Raw genomic sequence first — 21482 nt, 5'->3', positions numbered from 1 at the left:
CAGTTATGGAAATAAAACCTGAACGGTCGCTACTGGTTGGTGAATGGCATTATCTGGCAAGAGAAGACAAGCTGGTTAAGCTTGATCAGCATGGCCAGATTATCACTACTGCGGATTTAGATAACCTTGGCCAGAAAGTGGTTAACTACTTTATCGTTCATGCCGGTAACCTGGTCACTAAAGACCAGCTGCTGGCGGATGTCTGGGGGATCCGGGATGTCTCTGACGGCCGGGTAATGCGGGTAATCAGGGCTATCCGGATCGCCCTGGATGACGATACCCGCCAGCCAACATATATTGAAACCATTCCAAAACGTGGTTATCGGTTTATCGCCAGTGTCACCGATATTCCCGACAAGTCGCAGGCTGGCGATAAAACTGCTGAGGTAACGTCAGCAGCTGCAGCAATCAAACCGCGAAAAAAAGCCTTCCTATGGGCCGGCATGCTGGTTGTATCGTCTTTGTTATTGTTAAGCTGGCTGTTCTGGCTGAAACCGGTGGCTGATAATCAGTCAGCAGAAGTTAATACCATTCCACTGTGGCGCTATAAACCCATTACCTCGCTCGACGGCCTTGAGTTTTATCATAGTGTCTCGCCTGATGAGCGCTATCTGGTGTTTAGTCACGCCAAAGTTGGCTCAGATTTAACTGCAGTACTGACATTACAAGATTTAGTGAACCACCAGCGAGTACAATTGACTGATGATAATTCTAATAGTGTTGGTGCAGCTTTTAGCCCAAGTGGTGACAGGATTGCTTACCATGAAATGTTACCAGACCGCGGTTGTGAAATTCGCATGATTGAATTAGAGCCGGGGAAAATGGCGTTAAAAACGGACACATTGTTAACCTTATGCACTCCGGAGTCCGTATCCGCACGAATTAGTTGGTCGCCCGATGGCCGTTATATCATTTATCCCAGCTTGGATGCAGAGCAAAAACAAATGGTAATGATGATGTACCCGGTAGCCGGTGGCACGGCGGAGCAATTAACAGTGCCACCTACCAGCAGTTTTGGTGATTATGCCGGGCGCTATTCGCGCTCGGGTGATAAAATTGCCTTTATTCGTGATGCAGCCGGGGCTGCCCAAATCTGGCTGCTTGATTTAACTAACCGCGCAACCCGGCTGCTGGTCCAGATTGATGATGCTTACCCGGGCAATATAGACTGGACGCAGGATGACCGCAGTATTATTTATCCATCCGGCCCCACTGCTCTTGGGATTGTCGATGTTGCCACTGGCGTGAGCCGTGAGCTGGCTTATACCGATAACCATGCTAATGAAATCCAGGTGGGGGCAGTAAGCGGTAAAATTTATGCGTCAGTTGGCTTTTTCTCTCATACCAACATAAAGCAGGTAAATAACAAACGGGTGACGGAGACACCCTCTGAAAACTTGGTATTCAGTTCGAATCGTAATGAATCTCTCGTTGAGATTAACCCACTACCGGAAGGGCCGGTGGCGGTGGTATCGCGGCGATCTGGGTTACCCCAGGTCTGGCTGTTCTATCCTGATGGCCGACAGCAACAACTAACCGAATTCAGCTCCCGGGAGCGGATCCGCAGCCTGGTATTTTCTCCCGATGGTAGCAAGTTACTGCTGCATCTTAATAGCGGTATCTGGCAATTGACAATGGACGGCCAGTTAGCCCAGATTGTTGGCAAAGAAAATGAAATTGTTGCTAACCCGGCCTGGAGCAGAGATGGCAGCGAAGTATTTTATGCCCAGTCGCGCCAGGGGCGCTGGGATATTATGGCCGCCGCAGTTAATACCGGCTTTGAAAAGCGTTTGCTGGCAACTGACCGTGAATTATATCAGCAAAGTTATATTGCGGATTATAATATCTGGCGTGATGCCAACTCTAAACATCTTGTTATTGAATACCCTAACGGTGACACAAAAAAACTGGATTTAGGGACGACAGCAGATCAAGCTTTTTTTAAACTTGATCTTCGTGCACAGGGGTTCTATTTTACTTATCTGCTTGATGGTACTCAGTATCAATTACGCTACTATGATTTAACGAACAATTTCATTAATGAAAAGGTTATTGATGACTATCTGTATCATAGCCGCTTTAGTATCTCGCTGGATGAAACGAAGGTTTATTTTCTGGAAGCCGCCAGAGCGGATTTTGATATTGCTGAAATAAGTTATTAGATCGACAATTTATAAGGTTTTTATTGAAAAACCATCGAGTTTCATCGCGAGTTCAGGAGTAGGGTCGATAGTGTTAAGCACAATTATGTGACTGAAACCCGGAGACTTTACCATGACAAAAGTATTTAATGTAATCTTTATTAGCGCCGCTGTATGTCTGGCATCAACTGGTAGTACAGTAAAGAGTGTTACTGTGGATACGCAGCAGCTGCAACTTGATAATTTATACGTATGTTCTTTTTGGCCGACTTGTCGCGACCCCGACGAGCAATCACCAAAACCAGTACCAACTGATAGTTCAGCTCCTAAACCAACAGGTGATAAAGACACCACTAAAGATAAAAAAGATGAATCCCGGCTGGCCTGAGGCGGTTTAACATCGTTTCAAAAGCAGATACACTCTACTTTTCAGTCAATTAAGGTATAATCCGCTCTGACACTTTAGTCAGGCGGACCTTAATGTCAAACTTAGAACCACTGGTAAAAATTGGCGACTGGTACTATCAGGCGGCTTACGGGCAACTTTTGCCTGCCGGGCCTGATGTCAGTGCGGCTGCGCCTGTGGTATTAGAACCGCGGTTGCACAGTCTGCTGAATTATTTTTTACTGCACCCGAACAAGATCATCGATAAAGACACGCTGATTAACGATGTCTGGCCACCAGCTGAAGGCACAGATGCCGCGGTAATGCGGGCGGTTGGTGCTTTGCGAAAAGTGCTGGGTGATAATGTTAAATCCCCTGCTTATATTGCCACCATTGCTAAAAAAGGCTACCAGTGGCTTTGCCACATTGAGCCGTTAACCAGTAACCAACGCAAGCCACTGGTGAGCAGCAGAACACTGGTCGCGACTGAACTTACAGAGAACAGCACGGCATCGGCCAAAGGCTTGCCATGGCGGTTTATCAGCACAGTTTGCTCTGCACTACTATTGGGCGGGGCTGCCATTGCCTACATGCTGGCCAGCATCACAGTTGCGCCGCTGACCCAGCTGCCCGATACGGTAAAACCGTTAAGTGCATTAACCGGGCAGGAATTCTGGGCAACGATGGAACCGGGCCAGCAGTTTGCATTTTACCTGCATCGTAAATCTGAAGCAGCACCATTGCAGCTGGCGCGCCAGGATTTAAGCAGTTTAAAGGTAAGCTACAGCGACGCAATATATACTGCCGCCAGCCAACCACTGTGGCTGGATGATACCAGGCTGCTGTTCCGGGCCTTGAACACTGAGCAGCAATGCGCTTTTTATCAACAACAGGTTATGCCTGATTTTCAGCCAGCTGAGCATGTTATGCCGTGCCAGCGTGTTCTTCCTCAGGGATTAGCTATTTTAAACCGGCAGTGGTACTGGCTTGATTATGCGCCAGATTTACACCGCTATGAATTGTGGCGCCGGACAGAGGATGGCAGCACTTTAAGGCTGATGTCATTTCCTGAAAAGTGGCAGAAGGTGGATCAACTACTGGTTGTCGGCTCAGCATTGTATCTGGTAGCACAACAGGATTTTTATCGTAGCAGGTTGTACCGGGTGGATTTGGAGAAAAAGCAGTTACAAGCTGTTGCTAACTTCGACAATCAAATTCTCACCAGTAGCAGCTGGGACCAGCATCATGCCCTGTTAACTCTGCAAAACAGTGAGTTGCAGTTATATAACTTAGATAGCCTTAAACAACTTAGTCTGGGACCGATGACCTGGGGCCTGACTCAGCCACAGCGTTATCAGCAGCGGATCCTGGCGACCCAGTTTCTTGATTATACAACTGATATTGTATCGTTAACGTTGCAGGACGGCTCGCTTAACAGTGAGCAGAGCTGGCAAACCAGTAACCGGAATGAACGTTTGTTTGCTGCTAATGGTGAGCAGCTTGCGTTTGTTTCTGAGCGGGTTGGTGATAATCAGGTGTGGTTATCGCGAGCAGGCGAAAGCCGGCAGTTATCACGGTTGGCCAGTGGTCAGTATATTCAGCAGTTATTCTGGCATCAAAACAGCTTGCTGTCGGTTATTGATAACCAGCTGTATCAGATAGCACTTGATGATGGCAGCCTGTTGGCGTTGAGTAACAGGCCGGTATCGGGCCGCTATCAGAGTTGCTATCAGAATCTGTACTGGACCGAGCAAAACAGCGATGGCTGGCAGTTGATGTCGGATTTGCAACAACCGCGGGTACTGCTATCGGGCGTGGTTAATCTGAAATGTTCACCAGACGGCTTAGTAGTGCAGTTTTACAACAATAACGAGCTGGCGCTATGGTCAGCTGGCCAACCGCAACAGGTAACACCGCTACCGGTCAACCTGAACTGGCATCATATTTCGCCGGAGCAGTGGACCAGCAATAATCAGCAACTACTTTGGATAGACAGCCAGCAGTGGCAGCTGAATGTGTATAACTGGCTTGATGGAGAGATACAGCGCTACCCATGGCCGGCAAATGCCTTGCCACGGGAGCTGCACAGCGACAATACCGGCAATTTGTTTAGTGTGCAGCCCCGCCACTACGATACCGATATTGTCTGGCTGCAAAACCGCAATTAAAGCGCAGCAAAACTCTTTGCAGCGGCGTCTATCGTTGCGGCGAGATCATCATCACTGTGAGCCAGCGATAAAAAGCCCGCTTCAAATGCTGAGGGTGCCAGATAAATACCCTGCTGCAGCATTAAATGGAAAAAGTGTTTAAAAGCCGCCGCGTCACATTGTGTTGCCTGCTGGAAATTGCTGACCCGGGCTTCACTACTGAAGAAAAAGCCAAACATGCCGCCAACCTGATTAAAGGTCATCGGCACACCGTGCTGCTGGGCTGCTGCACTTAAACCGGTGATTAGCTGACTGGTTTTGGTACTGAGCTTTTCAAATACATCTGGCTTGCTGATTTCACTAAGAGCAGCCAGGCCCGCAGCCATCGCAATAGGGTTACCGGATAACGTACCGGCCTGATACACCGGACCCAGTGGAGCAATATGCTCCATAATAGCGCGCTTACCACCGAATGCACCGACCGGCATACCGCCGCCAATGATTTTACCAAGTGTTGTCAGATCCGGCGTTACATCGTATACCGCCTGAGCACCACCAAGTGCAACCCGGAAGCCCGTCATGACTTCATCAAAAATAAGCACGCTCTGATAGCGATCGCAAATCTGGCGCAGGCCCTCCAGAAAACCAGGCTCAGGTGGAATGCAATTCATATTGCCTGCCACGGGTTCAACGATAATACAGGCGATATCCGCGCCTTTTTCTGCAAAAATCTGCTCTACCTGCTCCAGGTTATTAAATTCACAGGTAAGGGTGTATTTGGCAAAGTCTGCCGGAACGCCTGGTGAGTTAGGTACGCCTAAGGTTAGTGCACCAGAGCCTGCTTTAACCAGCAGCGAATCGGCATGGCCATGATAGCAGCCTTCAAATTTTAAAATGGTATCACGGCCGGTATAACCACGGGCCAAACGAATGGCACTCATGGTTGCTTCAGTACCTGAGCTGACCATCCGCACCATTGCCATTGACGGCACCAGACTGGCAATTTTTTCTGCCATATCGATTTCTGCCGGACAAGGCGCGCCAAAACTCAGACCCTTTGCCGCCGCCTGAATAACAGCGTTACGAATAGCGGGGTGGTTATGCCCCAGCAGCATTGGCCCCCAGGAGCCAATGTAGTCAATGTAGCGCTTGCCATCGACATCAAATAAGTAAGCACCATCAGCGCGTTCAATAAAAACCGGGGTTCCACCGACACTTTTAAAGGCACGCACGGGAGAGTTCACACCACCAGGGATAGTAAGTTGGGCCCGTTGAAAAAGGGTTTCAGATAAAGACATAGTAAATTCCGTTCAAAGTTATAAAGTGTTGTGCCTGATTGCTGCTTCGACTTACTTGTTGCTGCATTATTTATTGCTGTACCAGGGCACGGCGCATTCGTAATCTTTGACGATGTTTTCCACGCCAAGAGTCAGGGCAAACAGCGCCATTCTCACCAGCACGCCATTGTCAGCCTGACGAAAGATAGCAAGGTTGGGGTTAAGATTTAAGTCGTTGTCCAGTTCATTGGCTTCCATTCGTGAGTCGCGTGGCAGCGGATGCATAATAACAGTGTTAGACTTACAGTAGCGGGTGTAAATCTCCTGATTTAACCGGAACTTACCACGATACTGGTCTGCGTCTGCCTTGGATGGAAATCGTTCTTCCTGGATCCGGGTCTGGTAGACAATATCAGCATTTAAATGGCCTTCCAGTTTGTCACTTATCACCAGTTGATGACCGGCATCTGCCAGGTTGCTGACAATGTCATCCGGCATAGCTAATTCGGCTGGCGATACCAACGTAACCTTAATATTGCGGTACAAACATAACAGCTTCGACAACGAATGGACGGTACGGCCAAATTTCAGATCGCCGACCATCGCGATATGCATGCCATCTATCTGCAAACCGGAGGCTGCCAGCTCCCGTTCGATAGTAAACAGGTCCAGCAGGGCCTGGGTAGGGTGCTCATTGGCACCATCGCCACCGTTCAGCACCGGCACCCGACTACCTTCAGCAAATTCAGCAACTGAACCCGCTTGCGGGTGACGCATAGCAATAACATCACTGTAACTGCTAATCACCCTGGCTGTGTCAAATAACGACTCGCCTTTAGACAATGCTGACGATTCCATCCCCGTGGTTTCACGAACCTCTCCGCCCAACAGGTTAAAAGCACAGCCAAAACTGACCCGGGTGCGGGTGCTTGGCTCGAAAAACAGATTACCGAGAATCGCCCCGTCAAGCACCCGGGTTCTCTTTTTACGGCTGGCATAAGGTGCCATCTGGCGTGCTATTTCAAAAATCCGGGAAATATTGTCGCGATCAAATTGCTTAACAGAAAGGATATGCTGGCCTTTGAAGCTCATTGTAAGTACTCACTTAACAGTTGCCATGAGGCGCCGCAGCGGGCGCAAAGTAACTGCTATTATACGCAAAAGCACCGCTTAAAAGCGAGTTAAGTGCAGTAGTGGCTTCAGCGTCGCCAGCAAAATAATGGCCAGCAGTATCAGCACTGGCAATTCGTTAAATATCCGGTAGAAACGGGCACTGTGCCGGTTGCGGTCATGCCTGAAATCTGCCAGTAATTTAAAGCACCAGCCATGGTAAGCATAAAGTAGCAGCACCAGTAATAATTTGATATGCAGCCAGCCGCTGGCAATAAACCAGGCTTTGCCATAAGCCACAATCAGCAGCACGCCGAATACCAGGGTAAGCAAGGCAAAAGGTGTCACAAAATACAGTAAGCGCCGTTCCATTATTTTAAAGGTTTCAGCACAATCGCTACTTTTGGTTTCGGCGTGATAAACAAATAACCTGGGTAGATAAAAGATACCGGCAAACCAGGCAACCATAAAGAAAAGGTGTAGTGCTTTGTATATCAGGATTAAAGTCATAGTAAATTATTCTGTTTAATCAGCAAGCTGCGAACCTGATCCCAGCGAATAACGCCAATTGGCTCGGTGGGAGAGTCCTGATAGATGTACACCAGACCATCGCGCTCATCTTCCAGTAGTGCGAATACTTCAGCCATTGTTGCCTGATGAGACAGGCCGGTTACGTTCTGATAATGGATAGCACTGTCACCCCCCAATGACAAACTGACGTCATAGCTGGCAGCGACAAACTCGGTGATATCGCCTTCAGTGCGTTTTAACAACAACTGTACTGGCGGTTGCAGTTGCGCCAGTTGCTGGCGAACTGCGTTGTCATCGGGATTATGCAGCACCACATATTCCTTACTAAGCAATGCCAGCACCCCCACTTTTTGTAAAATGTCGTCGGCTGGCGCAAGCTTGTAGGGCATTTGCATAAAGTCGAGCTGCATCATAAAGATCGACTTGTTGTTAAAAAATTGTACTGTGGTGACATAGGCAGTAATTATCACCACCATTGCCGGTAAAATAATCTGCTGATTTGACGCCAGCTCAATAACAGCCAGCAGCGCGGCCAACGGCGCATGCAGCGTGGCGGCCATTAACCCGGCCATGCCAAGCACCGCGTAGGTACCGGCGGTACTGCTGTCGCCGATAAAAATAGCAGGTACAATTGCCAGCAGGGTACCAAGTACAATGCCCATACCAAATACCGGGCCTATTACCCCTCCGGGAACGCCCAGGCCCAACGCAAAAATAGTCAGAATGAGTTTGCCGATAAATATGACCAATAATAACTGAACATCGGTCGGATTATTCACGGCGTTGAATATGGCGCCGGTTTCCGCGCCCATGGCATGCGGGATCAGATAACCTACTGCGGCTGTTACGCTGCCTGCCAGCGCCAGCCGGATCAGCAAGGGCCAGTTTTTCACCAGACGGATTAACCGCATTAAGTTCTGATTAAACAAAAATGCCACTGCGCCAAAGACAATACCGCAGACAACAAGGTAAGGAAAATGCCAGATATTTATCGCCACAATATTAAGTGACGCTAACTCTCTGTCATGGCCAAATACCAGTTGAGTAGCCAGGGCCCCCACCACAGAAGCCAGCATTATTGGTATAAACACATGAATACGATACTCACGCAGCACAACTTCCATCACAAAGATTACTGCTGCCAGCGGTGTATTAAAGGAAGCAGAAATACCGGCCGCTATACCACAGCCAGCCAGAATACGAACACTGTTGTACGGCAGCTGCAGGTATCGTCCCACCGTGCTGGCGCCATAAGCACCCAGATGCACTGATGGGCCCTCCCGTCCCACAGAGAAACCACTGACTAAAGCAATAATACCGCCGAAGAACTGATTCATGGTATTTCTGAATGGCATAATGCCGTAGCGGGTTTTTATCCGGTGAATAACAAATGGAATACCCATCCGGTAATGACGATAGCCGGTAATCAGGGCAATAAGCCCAATCAGCAGGGCGCCGCCAAGCGGCAGCAACCAGACAATTTCCGGATCGACAGTGGAGAAATCGTCAGCATCAGTTAAAAACAGGCTTTGCAGCGCGACAATAGCCAGTCGGAAAATAATGATCAGCACGGCAGCAATTAAACCGCCAAGCATGCCAAGCAGACACAACTGCAAGGAGGTCTGAGGTAATGCTAATCGGCGCTGCAACCCGGGCAGCCAGTCTCGCCATCGACGCATAAAAAAACAGGAGTATTAAACGATGGCTTAAGTCTAACATAAGCATTTGAGAACGCAGATATTAATTACCGCTGTTAATGGTTACTGCAGTTAAGTTTAGTGGAGAGGGGCATAATACTTGAATAAATTAGTCAGGTATTAGATAATCTGCGCTGTTGTAACCTTGTTGGAGCACCCATGTCTGATATGCAAATACCATTAGAATTTACTGATGCAGCAGCCCGCAAAGTGGCGTTGCTGGTAAGTGAAGAGGATAATCCGAACCTGAAACTACGGGTGTATATTACTGGTGGCGGTTGTTCAGGCTTTCAGTATGGTTTTACCTTCGATGAGAAAGTAAATGACGGCGATTTAACTGTAGAGAAGCAGGGCGTGTCTATGGTAGTAGACCCGATGAGCCTGCAATATCTGATGGGCGGGGTTGTTGATTATACAGAAGGTCTGCAAGGTAGTCGTTTTATCGTGCAGAATCCTAATGCAACCACCACATGTGGTTGTGGCTCGTCATTTTCTGTTTAGTAAAAGTAGCCATTTTGTAAATTTATAAAGACGATTTTGCCGGATTATCCGGCAAAGCCGCTTATAAATCACTGTTTTAGTTCAAGGTCGGGTTGCAAACACCAAAATCGTCAGAACCAGCGCGATAACTAGGTTGAAGCTGATAATATATAAAAAACCTTTTTTTCCCTGCGCCAGCGTCCAGTTATTTTGCTGAAGATACAGGTACCAGATAACACACATTAATAACGGTATTACAAACAATAACTTAATCATATTTTTAACCTCGGAATCCCCATTCGAAGCGTCAAACCCCGGTTATTTATGGGGTTATCATCGCCGCTGAATTCTGCTGTTGTAAAGTTGTTGTACATTTTTTAACGCATGTAGCTATACGCTCGTCGCATCCTATGGTTTAATTAATTGCTTTAAATTGCTTATTGCACTGGCAATAAGGTTTGGATTTTATTTCGCAGGAAGGCTGGTTGATCATAATAAAAGCGTAACACGCTGGGAGAAGAAAAAATATGAAAGGTACTAAAAGTGTAATTTCAGACGAAAATAAGCGTCTTTGTGTCTGGTTGAAACGACAGCGTCAGGACAAAGGCCATACCATGCGCAGTTTGTCAGAAATTTTAGGGACACCTCATTCTTTTATCGGTAAAGTTGAGAATCAGGAGCGCCGTTTGGACGTTATTGAATACGTCCGTTATTGTCAGGCGCTTGAAGTTGATCCGACTGAAGGGTTAAAACAGGTGCTTAGCGCCTGAAATCTGTAGTGGCATAAAATGAAGATAAACCCGAAGTAGAGATAATAGAAGTAAAGACAATAAAAAAGCCGCTATTAAGCGGCTTTTTTATTGCTGATGTCTTATTAACTTATTTCTTCTGTTTTGACTTTTGCTGCACTGACTTTTGTTGTGCGGCCTGAGCTATCTGCTTTTGCCAGTAACAGGATCAGTATCAACACCGGCAAGCCCATAGCGGCTGTCATCATAAAAAAAGTGCTGTAACCAAACTGGTCAACCCACTGTCCGGAAAAGCCGCCGGTAAATTTGGGTAGCAACAGCATCAGCGAGCTGAACATAGCATATTGGGTAGCGGTGAAAGCCAGATTTACTAAAGACGATAAATAAGCAATAAAGGCGCTGGTGGCGATGCCAGCACTTAAATTATCGGCAGAAATAACCAGTGTCAGCCACATTAAATCATAGCCAATCTGGCTCAGGGCAGAAAACAATAAATTAGTCGCTGCGCTTAAAATAGCGCCGGCAAATAATACTTTCATTATCCCAAACTGATTAATCAGTACACCGCCAAGGGCGGCCCCGATTAACGTCATGATCACCCCAAAAATCTTCGAGACACTGGCAACCTCTTCTTTGCTGTACCCCATGTCGACATAGAAAGCGTTGGCCATAACGCCCATTACCACGTCTGTCATCCGGTAACAGGCGATCAGAGCAAGTATAAGCAGGGCGTGCCATTTATATCTGGAAAAGAAGTCAGTAAAAGGTGCAATGACGGCTTGCTTCAGCCATGCCGCGAAGCGGGTTATCATCGAACCATGGGCAGTGTTTTGCTGCTTGAGAACACTAACCGGTTCTTTACTGAGTAGGGTAGTAATTATACCCGGTAGCATGCACAAACCCATAACCAGGTATGCGTGTTGCCAGCCGGATAAGTCATAATCGCTGCTTTGTGAAAACAATGCGGCTAACCACAGCGTCCCCGCTGATGCCAGAATCATTGCCAGCCTGTAGCCGGTTAGGTAGGCTGCAGCCAGCGCTGCCTGCATTTCAACTTCGGCAATTTCGATCCGATAGGCATCGACATTAATATCCTGAGTAGCGGACGAAAATGCCAGTAACACAGCCAGGGCGGCCATCAGGGCTAAATCTTGTTGTGGATCGGTAAATGCCATGCAGCAAATCGCTATTGCGACAGCAACCTGAGACACCAACAACCAGCTTCGTCGTCGGCCAAGTAAATGATGAAATAACGGGATTTTCAGGTTGTCAGCCAGTGGCGACCAGAGCCATTTAACTGCGTAAGCCATGGCAACCCAGCTGAAATAGCCAATATCGGCGCGTGAAACTTCTGCTTCGCGAAGCCAGAAAGACAGCACCCCAAACACCAGCATTAGTGGCAGACCACTGGAAAAGCCCAGTACAAAAATGATTAATACCTGACGCTGAAAGTAAATACGCAGGCCTGAGAGCCAGGAAAAATAAGAGGTCAAGGCTGAAATCCGACACAAAAACGGTTCGGGTAGCTTACCCTGCTGATAATTCAGGTCAAGTGATTATGGTCTGACGCCAATGCAATCTAACGGGCAATGGCCTTTACCGCGCAGGAAACTGAGACAATCCTGGATATTTCTGCGTAACTGACGATTATGCTGCAAACTATGGGCGGGCCAATATTCCAGTTGATGCAGCAGGTGCCAGAAAACACGTTCCCGCAAACTGCCGGGTGTGCCTGCCAGCAGATGAAACTGTGACCACTCTTCAAGCGTATCCCAGACAAAAATATGCAGCTCACTATGGGCCAGCCGACCACGTAAAAAGCGGGATACATAGTAAACCAGCTGCTGGGATTTTAGTTCAATAAACCGCTCTGACATTGCTTGCCTCAACTGTTGCCAGAAGTACAACAATTAAGGCAAGTATAGCCGGTTTTATTCGGTTGGCAGTAAGCGTACCGTTTTAAGCAGCAAAGGCTGGCGGGGAACATCAGGCCAACCGAGTTTTTCACTGGTTTCTGTTTCCAGTTCGTTGATTTTGTCCAGGACATCAAAGCCGGTAATGACCCGGCCAAACACGGCGTAACCCCAACGGGAACCAGGATCAAGGCTGGGATTGTCTGCCAGGTTAATATAAAACTGACTGCTGGCACTGTGAGGATCAGACAGCCGCGCCATGGCAATGCTGCCATACTGGTTTGTTAAGCCGTTACCGGATTCATTAAAAATGGTTTTGCCTTGTTCAATTTCATTAAATTGCATATCGTAACCGCCACCCTGCACCACAAAACCGGCAATTAGCCGATGAAAAACGGTGTTGTTGTATGCATTCTTTTTTACATAACTTAGGAAGTTATTTACTGTAAGCGGGGCACGGCTGCGATCCAGCTCAAGCACAATATTGCCTGCTGACGTTTCCAGTTGTACCCTGGGATACAGGTTGTCAGGTTGCATAAATTTGCCCGCCTGCAGTGGCATGGCCCAAAGCATCATTATAAAGATCAAGCCTGCTCGCATTGTTTTACCCCCTCAGATGTTTTTGCCAGCTTTCATCACGCAATAAGTCAGTCAGTACCTGCTCGGTTAGAACCCGCAATTCCCGCTCAATTACCGCGATATCGGCCCGGAATGGTGCAATTTGCCGGCTGTCACCGCTGTACGCTTTCGAAAAACTGTTGCCGTCATGCTGTACCAGCACTGTCATGGTAACCCTGTTTACCACTTCATGGTCAAGTGGTCGCTGGTTTACTCTGGCCTGTAGCTGGTTAATCTGAATAGTCAGCGAACGGCTGCCCTGACCTGTCAGATTGGCGCCGCGGGCTCTTAACGCATCGGCAACGGTTTGCTCCAGTTCAGCCCTTAGATCATTAGCAGTGGCATAGCCCTGACTGGTATCACCGCGCTCAATTACCAGGGTATTCAAACTTGAGCGTTGATCCAGCAGGTAAAAACTAAAGGTGCTTTGTTGCAGCGAAGGCGCCTGTGGCCAGAACACCTGTGGGCTGACAATTAAGCGCGGTGGCTTGCTGGCACAGCCAGCAAGCAAAAGTAAACACAGCAACAAGGTACGCATCTGGTTAGCTCCTTTTAATGGCTTCGAGTATCACAAATTTTGGACTTGCAGCCAGTTGCTGGCAGTGGCCAAACAGTCGCTGCAACTGCTGTTGATAATTAAGATGGCGATTTGCCACAATACGCAACCGGCCACCCTGTTTCAATACCCGTTTTGCCTCAATAAACATCTGGCTGGCAATATGGGTTGTGACTGTATGCTGCTGATGAAAAGGCGGATTACATATAATCTGGTCTGCGCTTTGATCCTGCTGGCTGGCCAGACAGTCGTCGACAACAAATTCACTCTGGTTCAGACACTGTGGCAGATTTAACTCGATAGTTGCCCTGGCAGACGCAACCGCCATATAAGATTCGTCGGTAAACACCACTTTACTGTCGGGGCTTTTTGATAGCAGCATTAAACCGAGGACACCATTGCCACTGCCTAAATCAATAATTCGCTGGCCGCCGGTAGCATGAGGTAAGTGCTGCAGAAAAAATCTGGCACCCAGATCCAGTTTCTCCCGGGCAAAAACGTTGGCGTGATTGACTACAGTAAAATCGGTTTCATCCAGCAGCCATTGCAACGGGAAATGTGGTTGCGGTTTGCCAGGCTGCGGTTGGCAGCTTATTAACCGGCATTTTTTCACTGTCAGTGATGCCTCTGCCGGTCCAAGCTGTCTGGCAAACATGTCCAGCACGTTGCGGTTAATGTCTTTGGCTTTGGCCGCAGCCATAATAACGGTATCGGGTCGGACAACTGACGCCAGCTGGCTTAAAATAAAACTTAAATAGCTATGGTTATTTGGCAGTTTTATTAACACAATATCAGGGTTGCCGGGCAGTGGTTCCAGGCTGTTAATGCTGTTGAAATGCCGGTTGGCAATATTGTTTGCTGCCCTGTTGTAAACAACCGCTTGCTGCGCCAGGTAAGAATCAGTGCTACTGGTTTGGGTTACATCGGCCAGGGCGCAGGACAGCGCACCAAAACCGTCATTGATCAGTAATACGTGTGGTTGGTCTGACTGTGTTGCACAATACTGGGCAATCGCAGTGTGCGCTGCATTAATCAGCAGTTCGTCAGCAGCATCCCAGGCCTGTAAGCTGTGATTCGGCTGATCTAACGGCCAGCGATGGAGCGTCAGGCTGATCTGACCTAACTGAAATTGGGTATTCATAACGACAACGTGTTAGCAGAGAGAATCACATTTTGACACGCCAGAGGCAGAGCGACAACAGCAAAGCAGACGTGCAACACTTTTTATTACCTGATGCCGCTATTACAATGTGGCCGGCCTGGATGCCAGCAAGCGACGCGGCATTGTTGCAGGCAACGCTGAGCGCCAGTTTAAACTGGCGGCAAGAGCAAATTCGGATCTATGGTAAAACCGTGAAGATACCGCGCCGTCAGGTATGGATGGGAGAGCCGCATTGCAGTTATCGGTATTCAGGCGTGTGCTTTAACCCTGAACCATGGCATCCGGCGCTGCAACGTCTGGCAGCTGAGATCAGTGCGGCTGTTGCTTTCCCGTTTAACTGTGTGCTGCTTAATCTGTATGCCAATGGTCAGGACCACATGGGCTGGCATGCTGATGATGAGCCTGAGCTTGGTGATGCACCTGTTATTGCTTCCCTTAGCTTAGGCGCAAGCCGCCGCTTCGATCTGCAACACCGGACCAATGGCCATCAGCTGCAATTACAGTTGGAAAATGGCAGCCTGATGCTGATGGCAGGGAAGTGTCAGCAACATTGGCAACACCGCCTGCCGAAACAAAGCAGGGTGAGTGCAGCACGACTAAACCTTACTTTTCGATATATTGCAGCGCCTGCTTAGATAAAATTATTTTTAGTAGCCTGACCAGTTTGTTAGCCTGTTATTTTCCTGCCAGTCAAAAATAGCGGGCGACAATGGCATGTGGCTTTACTAAGATCACTATACTAATTTGTTCAGGGAACGAGACCCATGCTAATTCATACCGCGATAGAACAAAAACTTCTTACTGCCTTTGACCCTGTGTTTCTGGAAGTGATTAACGAGAGTAGTAACCATAATGTGCCAGCAGGTTCGGAGTCCCATTTTAAAGTGGTTATTGTAACAGCGGCATTTGACGGTATGAGATTGCTGGCGCGCCACCGGGCCGTAAATGCCGTTGTGGCGGAAGAGCTGGCCGAAAAAATTCACGCCCTGGCGTTACATACTTATACCCCATCTGAGTGGTATGAATATTACGCCGAAACCCCTCCGGCATCGCCTAAATGCTTTGGCGGCAGCAAGGCCGATAAAGCATCACTGTAAGCTATATCAGGACATTACAGGTGCTGAAATCAGCCTAAAATAAAATAAACAGGCTGATCAGACCTGTTTTCTGCGTTAAAGTTTTACACTAGCGTAATTTTTTAGCGAGCTAACAGCAGGACTTCTTATGGTTATTCAACCGAAAATTCGTGGTTTCATTTGTACTAACGCTCATCCGGTAGGTTGTGCTGAAAACGTAAGACAACAAATTAGTTATGTTAAACAGCAGGGCCCAGTGGCTGATGGCCCAAAAAACGTTTTGGTTATCGGTGCCTCTACCGGTTATGGCCTGGCGTCAAGAATTACTGCAGCTTTTGGTTCAGGTGCTAAAACGTTGGGCATCTTTTTTGAAAAAGCGCCGACGGAAAGTAAAACCGGTTCTGCCGGCTGGTATAACACCGCCGCTTTTGAACAGGCTGCTGAGGCAGAAGGTTTATGGAATAAGCACCTCAATGGTGATGCGTTTACTGATGAATTAAAAGCAGAGGCAATCAATCTGATCCGCAGTGAAATGGGGAAGATTGATCTGGTGGTATACAGCCTGGCAGCACCGCGCCGGAAAGACCCGGTGAGCGGTGACGTGTATAGCTCGGTATTAAAGCCGATTGGTCAGGCTTATACCGCGAAAAATCTTAATACCACCAAGCGGGAAATTGAAGAAGTTTCTGTTGAACCAGCGAATGACGACGAAATTTTCAATACTGTTAAAGTAATGGGTGGCGAAGACTGGGAGCGCTGGTTAGATCAACTCCATGCCGCTGGTGTGCTGGCAGAGAATTGCCAGACGGTGGCGTACACTTATATTGGCAAAAAACTGACCTGGCCCATATATGGCAAAGCAACCATTGGCCGGGCGAAGGAAGATCTGGATCGGGCAGCTGGTGCCATTCGCAATAAGCTGAGTGATGTAAAAGCGAACGCCTATGTTGCTTCGTTAAAAGCCCTGGTGACCCAGGCCAGCTCAGCTATTCCAATTATGCCGCTGTATATCTCATTGTTATACCGGGTAATGAAGCAGCAGGGCAGTCATGAAGGTTGTATTGAACAAATTAATGGTTTGTTCCGCCAGGGGTTGTACAGCAATACTCCGATTCTGGACGATGCAGGCAGGCTGCGGATGGACGGCAAAGAGCTGGCCGATGACGTTCAGGACAAGGTTGCGGCATTATGGGATCAGGTGACCACCGATACGATTGACAGCCTGACCGACTATCATGGTTATCACACTGAGTTTCTGCACTTGTTTGGGTTTGGCTTTGATGGTGTCGATTATGATGCCGATGTCACACCTCTGGTGCCGTTGGCTAATCTTGCCAATTAGTCGCATTCAAAAAGCCGCCGGTGTGCGGCTTTTATTTTGCTATCACTTAGTGCAGCGGCGGAGCCAGGTCTGAAACGTGCTGACAGCAGTCAGATCACCGCCATGCTGCTAGTGCTATTTAGCGGGTCTGGCTGGTAATGATTTTGCTGATAATTTTGCGCTGTACCATGGATAGCCGCAGGCTTTAATGTTAGAATTCGCGACTTTAATACGTGTATCTGGTTAAAAAGTGAGCGCCATGCTGGCCGCATTAGTATAATCAGGTGTGCTGCGCTCGCTGCAGCTGAAAAACTAGACCCGGTTTCTTCCCAAAATAGTAGTGCAAGTACGTATGATAAAACTCAAAAAAGGCTTGGACATTCCCCTTGCAGGCAGTCCTAAACAAGAGATAAGTACGGGTAACGCCATTACTACCGTCGCCGTTTTGGGCGAAGAGTATGTGGGCATGCGTCCGACAATGGCAGTCGAAGTAGGTGATACTGTAAAAAAAGGTCAGGTGCTTTTCGAAGATAAGAAAAACCCTGGCGTTAAATTTACCGCACCACTTGCCGGCACTGTTAAAGAGATTAACCGTGGTGCCAAGCGGGTATTGCAGTCAGTTGTCATTGCCATAAGTGGTAATGATGCAGAGCAATTCAAGCGTTACAGCAGCGATGAGCTTAGCGGCTTAAGCCGTGAGCAAGTCACTGAAAATCTGGTTGATTCAGGCTTGTGGACAGCGTTACGTACCCGGCCATTCAGTCAGATCCCGGCGATTGACAGTACACCACGCGCCATTTTTGTTAATGCGATGGATACCAATCCATTGGCTGCAGATCCTGCTGTTATTATTAATGCCGATGCCGAAGCCTTTACTCAGGGGCTTGCCCTGCTAAGTAAGCTGACCGATGGCAAAGTATACCTGACTAAGAAAGCCGGCAGTCAACTGCCTGCGAGTTCTGCGGTTGAGGTGGCTGAGTTTGATGGTCCACACCCTGCCGGCTTAGTCGGTACTCATATTCACTTTTTAGAGCCGGTAAGCATGAAAAAAGTGGTATGGCATATCGGCTATCAGGATGTTATTGCCATGGCTAAGCTGTTTTTAACCGGCGAACTGGATGCAAACCGGGTAGTAGCTTTGTGCGGTCCTGTAGTGAAATCACCACGTTTGGTTAAAACAGTGCTTGGTGCGTCATTAGCAGAGCTTACTGATAATGAACTTAACGACGGTAAAAACCGTATTATTTCAGGCTCGGTGCTGGCGGGTAACACTGCGCATGGTGTCCATGGTTATTTAGGCCGCTACCACAATCAAGTGTCGGTGCTGGCTGAAGGCTATGACAAAGAGTTTTTAGGCTGGATTGCCCCGGGCGCCACCAAGTTTTCAGTGACCAGAGCTTATCTGGCGCATTTAAACCCGAAACGCCTGTTTAATATGACAACGACCACCAATGGTTCATCACGGGCCATGGTGCCAATTGGTAATTATGAGCGGGTAATGCCGCTGGATGTATTACCAACCCTGTTGTTAAGAGATTTAATCTCCGGTGATACCGACAGCGCCCAAACCCTGGGTTGCCTGGAGTTAGACGAAGAAGATTTGTCATTGTGTACCTTTGTGTGCCCTGGCAAATACGACTACGGCACAATTCTGCGCAACTGCTTGACGACCATCCAGAAGGAAGGCTAATCATGAGTTTAAAGCATTTTTTAGAGCGCATTGAACCGCAATTTGAGAAGGGCGGTAAGTACGAGAAGTGGTACGCGCTGTATGAAGCCGTTGCTACTGTTTTGTATACGCCGGGTCTGGTCACCAGAAACGGTACTCATGTCCGCGACAGTATCGACTTAAAGCGGATTATGATTTTTGTCTGGCTGGCACTGTTTCCGGCGTTGTTCTTTGGTATGTACAATATTGGACACCAGGCTGTTCAGGCGCTGGCGGCTGGCTATGGTACACCTGATACCTGGCAGGTTGCTATATTCCAGATGCTTGGTGGTAATCTGACTGAAGCATCAGGCTGGGCCGGCAAGATGTTCTATGGCGCAGTTTGGTTTCTGCCAATCTATGCCGTAACCTTCGTGGTTGGTGGTTTCTGGGAAGTCTTGTTCGCGTCAGTGCGCAAGCACGAAGTTAACGAAGGTTTCTTTGTCAGTTCTATTTTGTTCGCATTAATTCTGCCTGCCACTATTCCATTATGGCAAGTTGCGTTAGGTATTACCTTTGGTGTAGTAGTCGCGAAAGAAGTGTTCGGTGGCACCGGTCGCAACTTCCTTAACCCAGCCCTTGCGGGACGCGCTTTCCTGTTCTTTGCGTATCCGGCTCAGATTTCCGGTGACAGGGTATGGACTGTAGCTGATGGCTATTCAGGCGCTACCTGGTTAAGCAAGGCACAAATGGGTGAACTTGATTACGCCGCGAATACCGAATTGTGGTGGGACGCTTTCCTGGGCTTTATTCCCGGTTCAGTTGGTGAAACCTCTGTACTGGCGCTACTGGTTGGTGGTTTAGCGCTGATTTACTTCCGCATTGCTTCCTGGCGTATCGTGCTGGGTGTCATGATCGGGATGATTTTAACCAGTTACCTGTTTAATGCCATTGGCTCTAACACTAACCCGTTATTCGCTATGCCATGGCATTGGCATCTGGTGTTGGGTGGTTTTGCTATTGGTATGTTCTTTATGGCAACTGACCCGGTGTCTGCGTCGTTTACCAATCAGGGCAAGTGGGCTTATGGCATCTTGATCGGCTTTATGGTCATTATGATCCGGGTTGCTAATCCGGCTTATCCGGAAGGCATGATGCTGGCTATTCTGTTTGCCAATCTGTTTGCACCTTTATTCGATTTCTTCGTGGCACAAGCCAATATTAAGCGGAGGCTGGCACGCAATGTCTAGTAATAATGACTCCATCAGCAAAACGCTGATTGTAGTAGTTTCTTTATGTTTAGTGTGTGCAGTTGTGGTTTCTACCGCAGCTGTACAATTACGTCCACAGCAGACTCAGAATAAGTTACTCGACTCTCAGGTTAATATTCTGCGCAGCGTTGGCTTAATTGAAGGCAAAGCATCACCTCAGGTCATAGCTGATACTTTTAATAAGCATGTTGAATCACGATTGGTTGATCTGGAAACAGGGGAAATTGTTGCCGACTGTGATACAAGCTGCGCTGAAAGCTATGATTATCGTCGGGCGATGAAAGATCCTGAGTTAAGTGAAGCCCTGGATGGTGGTGCCGACGTGGCATCGATTCGCCGGGTTGCAGATAAAGCACCGGTTTACCTGACTTATGACGAAGATCGTAATCTGAAAGCAGTGGTACTGCCGGTACATGGCTACGGTTTGTGGTCGACTATGCATGCTTTCCTTGCTTTGGAAACCGATGGCAATACCATTATCGGTTTAAACTACTATGAGCAGGGTGAAACTCCGGGCTTAGGTGCAGAGATTGAAAACCCTCGCTGGAAAGCGCAGTTTGAAGGCAAAAAACTGGTTAATGATGCCGGCGAAATTGCGCTGGAAGTTAAAAAGCCAGGTAATGCCGATCCTGATTCAGCCTATGAGGTTGATGGTTTATCAGGTGCAACCTTAACAGCAAATGGGGTACAAAATACCTTTACCTTCTGGATTGGTGAGAACGGCTTTGGTCCGTTCTTGCAGAAAGTGCGTCAAGGAGCCTTAACTAATGGCTAATGCAAAAGAAATTAAAACGGTCTTATTTGGGCCGGTTTTCGCTAACAACCCGATTGCTTTGCAAGTATTAGGTATTTGTTCAGCACTTGCCGTGACTACTAAGATGGACACAGCGTTGGTGATGTGTTTTGCCCTGACGTTTGTCGTGGCATTTTCCAACCTGTTTATCTCGATGATTCGCAATCACATCCCATCGAGTGTGCGGATTATCGTGCAAATGACCATTATTGCCTCGTTGGTTATCGTGGTGGATCAGTTCCTGAAAGCCTTCGCTTTTGATCTGTCTAAGCAGTTATCAGTGTTTGTAGGCTTAATAATCACTAACTGTATCGTTATGGGCCGGGCAGAGGCCTATGCCATGAAGAACTCGCCAGGTATGAGCTTTTTAGATGGTATTGGTAATGGCCTTGGTTACAGCGTGGTGTTGCTGATAGTGGCTTTTATTCGCGAATTGGGCGGCTCTGGTTCACTGTTTGGCGTACAAATTATGCCGTTGATCAGTGAGGGGGGCTGGTATCAGCCAATGGGCTTCCTACTGATAGCACCCAGTGCCTTTATTATCATTGGTTTATTTATCTGGGTACTTCGCGCATATCGCCCGGAACAGGTTGAGAAGGCATAAGGA

The 21482-nt window shown here is 48.0% G+C and carries 21 protein-coding genes; 12 read left to right on the top strand and 9 right to left on the bottom strand.

Translation table 11 applies throughout. From position 1 onward, the window contains the following. The first annotated feature begins 5 nt into the window (after positions 1–5). The 3 genes from KQY15_RS16445 to KQY15_RS16435 all read left to right on the top strand — a co-directional run bounded on the left by KQY15_RS16445 (position 6) and on the right by KQY15_RS16435 (position 4694). Positions 6–2162 (top strand): winged helix-turn-helix domain-containing protein, encoded by a 2157-nt coding sequence (locus tag KQY15_RS16445; protein WP_217671013.1) that lies wholly within the window; start codon positions 6–8, stop codon positions 2160–2162. Positions 2163–2274: 112 nt separating this feature from the next. Then, entirely contained in the window at positions 2275–2529 is a 255-nt protein-coding gene (locus KQY15_RS16440) for a hypothetical protein (RefSeq protein ID WP_217671012.1), read from the top strand. A gap of 92 nt (positions 2530–2621) precedes the next feature. Then, complete coding sequence (locus tag KQY15_RS16435) at positions 2622–4694, top strand: winged helix-turn-helix domain-containing protein (RefSeq protein WP_217671011.1); 2073 nt, start codon at positions 2622–2624, stop codon at positions 4692–4694. On the opposite strand, the gene hemL is transcribed toward KQY15_RS16435, so the two are convergent. The 4 genes from hemL to KQY15_RS16415 form a co-directional block, all read right to left on the bottom strand. Further along, positions 4691–5971, bottom strand: a complete 1281-nt coding sequence (gene hemL, locus KQY15_RS16430; protein ID WP_217671010.1) for a glutamate-1-semialdehyde 2,1-aminomutase — start codon at positions 5969–5971, stop codon at positions 4691–4693. The genes KQY15_RS16435 and hemL overlap by 4 nt on opposite strands. A gap of 66 nt (positions 5972–6037) precedes the next feature. After that, a complete protein-coding gene (locus KQY15_RS16425; protein ID WP_217671009.1) occupies positions 6038–7042 on the bottom strand; it encodes an aspartate carbamoyltransferase in 1005 nt (334 codons plus the stop codon). Between the two features lie 78 nt (positions 7043–7120). Then, entirely contained in the window at positions 7121–7570 is a 450-nt protein-coding gene (locus KQY15_RS16420) for a CopD family protein (protein WP_217671008.1), read from the bottom strand. Next, complete coding sequence (locus KQY15_RS16415) at positions 7567–9270, bottom strand: chloride channel protein (RefSeq protein WP_217671007.1); 1704 nt, start codon at positions 9268–9270, stop codon at positions 7567–7569. Before KQY15_RS16415 ends, KQY15_RS16420 begins: the two co-directional genes overlap by 4 nt. Before the next feature lie 177 nt (positions 9271–9447). On the opposite strand from KQY15_RS16415, the gene erpA reads away from it, so the two are divergent. Both erpA and KQY15_RS16405 read left to right on the top strand, forming a co-directional pair. Further along, positions 9448–9789 carry an iron-sulfur cluster insertion protein ErpA gene (gene erpA / locus KQY15_RS16410; RefSeq protein WP_217671006.1) on the top strand — a complete coding sequence of 114 codons (342 nt, stop codon included), beginning with the start codon at positions 9448–9450 and terminating at the stop codon, positions 9787–9789. A gap of 506 nt (positions 9790–10295) precedes the next feature. After that, positions 10296–10538 carry a helix-turn-helix domain-containing protein gene (locus KQY15_RS16405; protein WP_019675992.1) on the top strand — a complete coding sequence of 81 codons (243 nt, stop codon included), beginning with the start codon at positions 10296–10298 and terminating at the stop codon, positions 10536–10538. 104 nt (positions 10539–10642) lie between these two features. Here KQY15_RS16405 and KQY15_RS16400 read toward each other — a convergent pair whose 3' ends face one another. The 5 genes from KQY15_RS16400 to KQY15_RS16380 form a co-directional block, all read right to left on the bottom strand. Further along, positions 10643–12010: an AmpG family muropeptide MFS transporter gene (locus KQY15_RS16400; RefSeq protein ID WP_254795782.1), complete on the bottom strand. Its 1368-nt coding sequence runs from the start codon at positions 12008–12010 to the stop codon at positions 10643–10645. A gap of 63 nt (positions 12011–12073) precedes the next feature. Then, positions 12074–12394, bottom strand: coding sequence for a hypothetical protein (locus KQY15_RS16395; protein WP_217671005.1), 321 nt, complete (start codon positions 12392–12394; stop codon positions 12074–12076). A gap of 54 nt (positions 12395–12448) precedes the next feature. Further along, positions 12449–13006, bottom strand: coding sequence for a peptidylprolyl isomerase (locus tag KQY15_RS16390; RefSeq protein WP_254795781.1), 558 nt, complete (start codon positions 13004–13006; stop codon positions 12449–12451). Between the two features lie 28 nt (positions 13007–13034). Then, a complete protein-coding gene (locus tag KQY15_RS16385; RefSeq protein ID WP_217671003.1) occupies positions 13035–13586 on the bottom strand; it encodes a YajG family lipoprotein in 552 nt (183 codons plus the stop codon). 4 nt (positions 13587–13590) lie between these two features. After that, a complete protein-coding gene (locus tag KQY15_RS16380) occupies positions 13591–14745 on the bottom strand; it encodes a methyltransferase (RefSeq protein WP_217671002.1) in 1155 nt (384 codons plus the stop codon). A 32-nt stretch (positions 14746–14777) separates the two neighbouring features. On the opposite strand from KQY15_RS16380, the gene KQY15_RS16375 reads away from it, so the two are divergent. The 7 genes from KQY15_RS16375 to KQY15_RS16345 all read left to right on the top strand — a co-directional run bounded on the left by KQY15_RS16375 (position 14778) and on the right by KQY15_RS16345 (position 21479). Continuing rightward, on the top strand, positions 14778–15401 hold the full coding sequence (locus KQY15_RS16375) for an alpha-ketoglutarate-dependent dioxygenase AlkB family protein (RefSeq protein WP_217671001.1): 624 nt from the start codon (positions 14778–14780) through the stop codon (positions 15399–15401). Positions 15402–15530: 129 nt separating this feature from the next. Further along, the gene (gene bolA / locus KQY15_RS16370; protein ID WP_217671000.1) at positions 15531–15863 is read left to right on the top strand and encodes a transcriptional regulator BolA; all 333 of its coding nucleotides are present in this window, start codon (positions 15531–15533) and stop codon (positions 15861–15863) included. A gap of 127 nt (positions 15864–15990) precedes the next feature. Next, positions 15991–17184 (top strand): enoyl-ACP reductase FabV, encoded by a 1194-nt coding sequence (gene fabV, locus KQY15_RS16365; RefSeq protein ID WP_217670999.1) that lies wholly within the window; start codon positions 15991–15993, stop codon positions 17182–17184. A gap of 331 nt (positions 17185–17515) precedes the next feature. Next, entirely contained in the window at positions 17516–18853 is a 1338-nt protein-coding gene (locus KQY15_RS16360) for a Na(+)-translocating NADH-quinone reductase subunit A (protein ID WP_217670998.1), read from the top strand. 2 nt (positions 18854–18855) lie between these two features. Continuing rightward, positions 18856–20061, top strand: coding sequence for an NADH:ubiquinone reductase (Na(+)-transporting) subunit B (locus KQY15_RS16355; RefSeq protein WP_217670997.1), 1206 nt, complete (start codon positions 18856–18858; stop codon positions 20059–20061). Further along, positions 20054–20857: a Na(+)-translocating NADH-quinone reductase subunit C gene (locus KQY15_RS16350; protein WP_217670996.1), complete on the top strand. Its 804-nt coding sequence runs from the start codon at positions 20054–20056 to the stop codon at positions 20855–20857. The genes KQY15_RS16355 and KQY15_RS16350 overlap by 8 nt, the downstream gene beginning before the upstream one ends. After that, a complete protein-coding gene (locus KQY15_RS16345; protein WP_217670995.1) occupies positions 20850–21479 on the top strand; it encodes an NADH:ubiquinone reductase (Na(+)-transporting) subunit D in 630 nt (209 codons plus the stop codon). Before KQY15_RS16350 ends, KQY15_RS16345 begins: the two co-directional genes overlap by 8 nt. Positions 21480–21482 lie beyond the last annotated feature (3 nt).

It is taken from the genome of Arsukibacterium indicum, assembly GCF_019100565.1.
GTDB lineage: Bacteria > Pseudomonadota > Gammaproteobacteria > Enterobacterales > Alteromonadaceae > Alishewanella > Alishewanella indicum.
The sequence above is the reverse complement of the archived record's forward strand: the minus strand, read 5'-3'. Positions and strand labels throughout refer to the sequence as shown.

What these genes read in the sequence shown, in the direction of transcription:
- KQY15_RS16380 (WP_217671002.1), bottom strand. Translation starts at nt 14,745, where the DNA reads ATGAATACCCAATTTCAGTTAGGTCAGATCAGCCTGACGCTCCATCGC.
- KQY15_RS16405 (WP_019675992.1), top strand. Translation starts at nt 10,296, where the DNA reads ATGAAAGGTACTAAAAGTGTAATTTCAGACGAAAATAAGCGTCTTTGT.
- bolA (WP_217671000.1), top strand. Translation starts at nt 15,531, where the DNA reads ATGCTAATTCATACCGCGATAGAACAAAAACTTCTTACTGCCTTTGAC.
- KQY15_RS16390 (WP_254795781.1), bottom strand. Translation starts at nt 13,006, where the DNA reads ATGATGCTTTGGGCCATGCCACTGCAGGCGGGCAAATTTATGCAACCT.
- KQY15_RS16395 (WP_217671005.1), bottom strand. Translation starts at nt 12,394, where the DNA reads ATGTCAGAGCGGTTTATTGAACTAAAATCCCAGCAGCTGGTTTACTAT.
- KQY15_RS16435 (WP_217671011.1), top strand. Translation starts at nt 2,622, where the DNA reads ATGTCAAACTTAGAACCACTGGTAAAAATTGGCGACTGGTACTATCAG.
- KQY15_RS16440 (WP_217671012.1), top strand. Translation starts at nt 2,275, where the DNA reads ATGACAAAAGTATTTAATGTAATCTTTATTAGCGCCGCTGTATGTCTG.
- fabV (WP_217670999.1), top strand. Translation starts at nt 15,991, where the DNA reads ATGGTTATTCAACCGAAAATTCGTGGTTTCATTTGTACTAACGCTCAT.
- KQY15_RS16415 (WP_217671007.1), bottom strand. Translation starts at nt 9,270, where the DNA reads ATGCGTCGATGGCGAGACTGGCTGCCCGGGTTGCAGCGCCGATTAGCA.
- KQY15_RS16425 (WP_217671009.1), bottom strand. Translation starts at nt 7,042, where the DNA reads ATGAGCTTCAAAGGCCAGCATATCCTTTCTGTTAAGCAATTTGATCGC.
- KQY15_RS16355 (WP_217670997.1), top strand. Translation starts at nt 18,856, where the DNA reads ATGAGTTTAAAGCATTTTTTAGAGCGCATTGAACCGCAATTTGAGAAG.
- KQY15_RS16345 (WP_217670995.1), top strand. Translation starts at nt 20,850, where the DNA reads ATGGCTAATGCAAAAGAAATTAAAACGGTCTTATTTGGGCCGGTTTTC.
- hemL (WP_217671010.1), bottom strand. Translation starts at nt 5,971, where the DNA reads ATGTCTTTATCTGAAACCCTTTTTCAACGGGCCCAACTTACTATCCCT.
- KQY15_RS16385 (WP_217671003.1), bottom strand. Translation starts at nt 13,586, where the DNA reads ATGCGTACCTTGTTGCTGTGTTTACTTTTGCTTGCTGGCTGTGCCAGC.
- KQY15_RS16445 (WP_217671013.1), top strand. Translation starts at nt 6, where the DNA reads ATGGAAATAAAACCTGAACGGTCGCTACTGGTTGGTGAATGGCATTAT.
- KQY15_RS16420 (WP_217671008.1), bottom strand. Translation starts at nt 7,570, where the DNA reads ATGACTTTAATCCTGATATACAAAGCACTACACCTTTTCTTTATGGTT.
- erpA (WP_217671006.1), top strand. Translation starts at nt 9,448, where the DNA reads ATGTCTGATATGCAAATACCATTAGAATTTACTGATGCAGCAGCCCGC.
- KQY15_RS16360 (WP_217670998.1), top strand. Translation starts at nt 17,516, where the DNA reads ATGATAAAACTCAAAAAAGGCTTGGACATTCCCCTTGCAGGCAGTCCT.
- KQY15_RS16350 (WP_217670996.1), top strand. Translation starts at nt 20,054, where the DNA reads ATGTCTAGTAATAATGACTCCATCAGCAAAACGCTGATTGTAGTAGTT.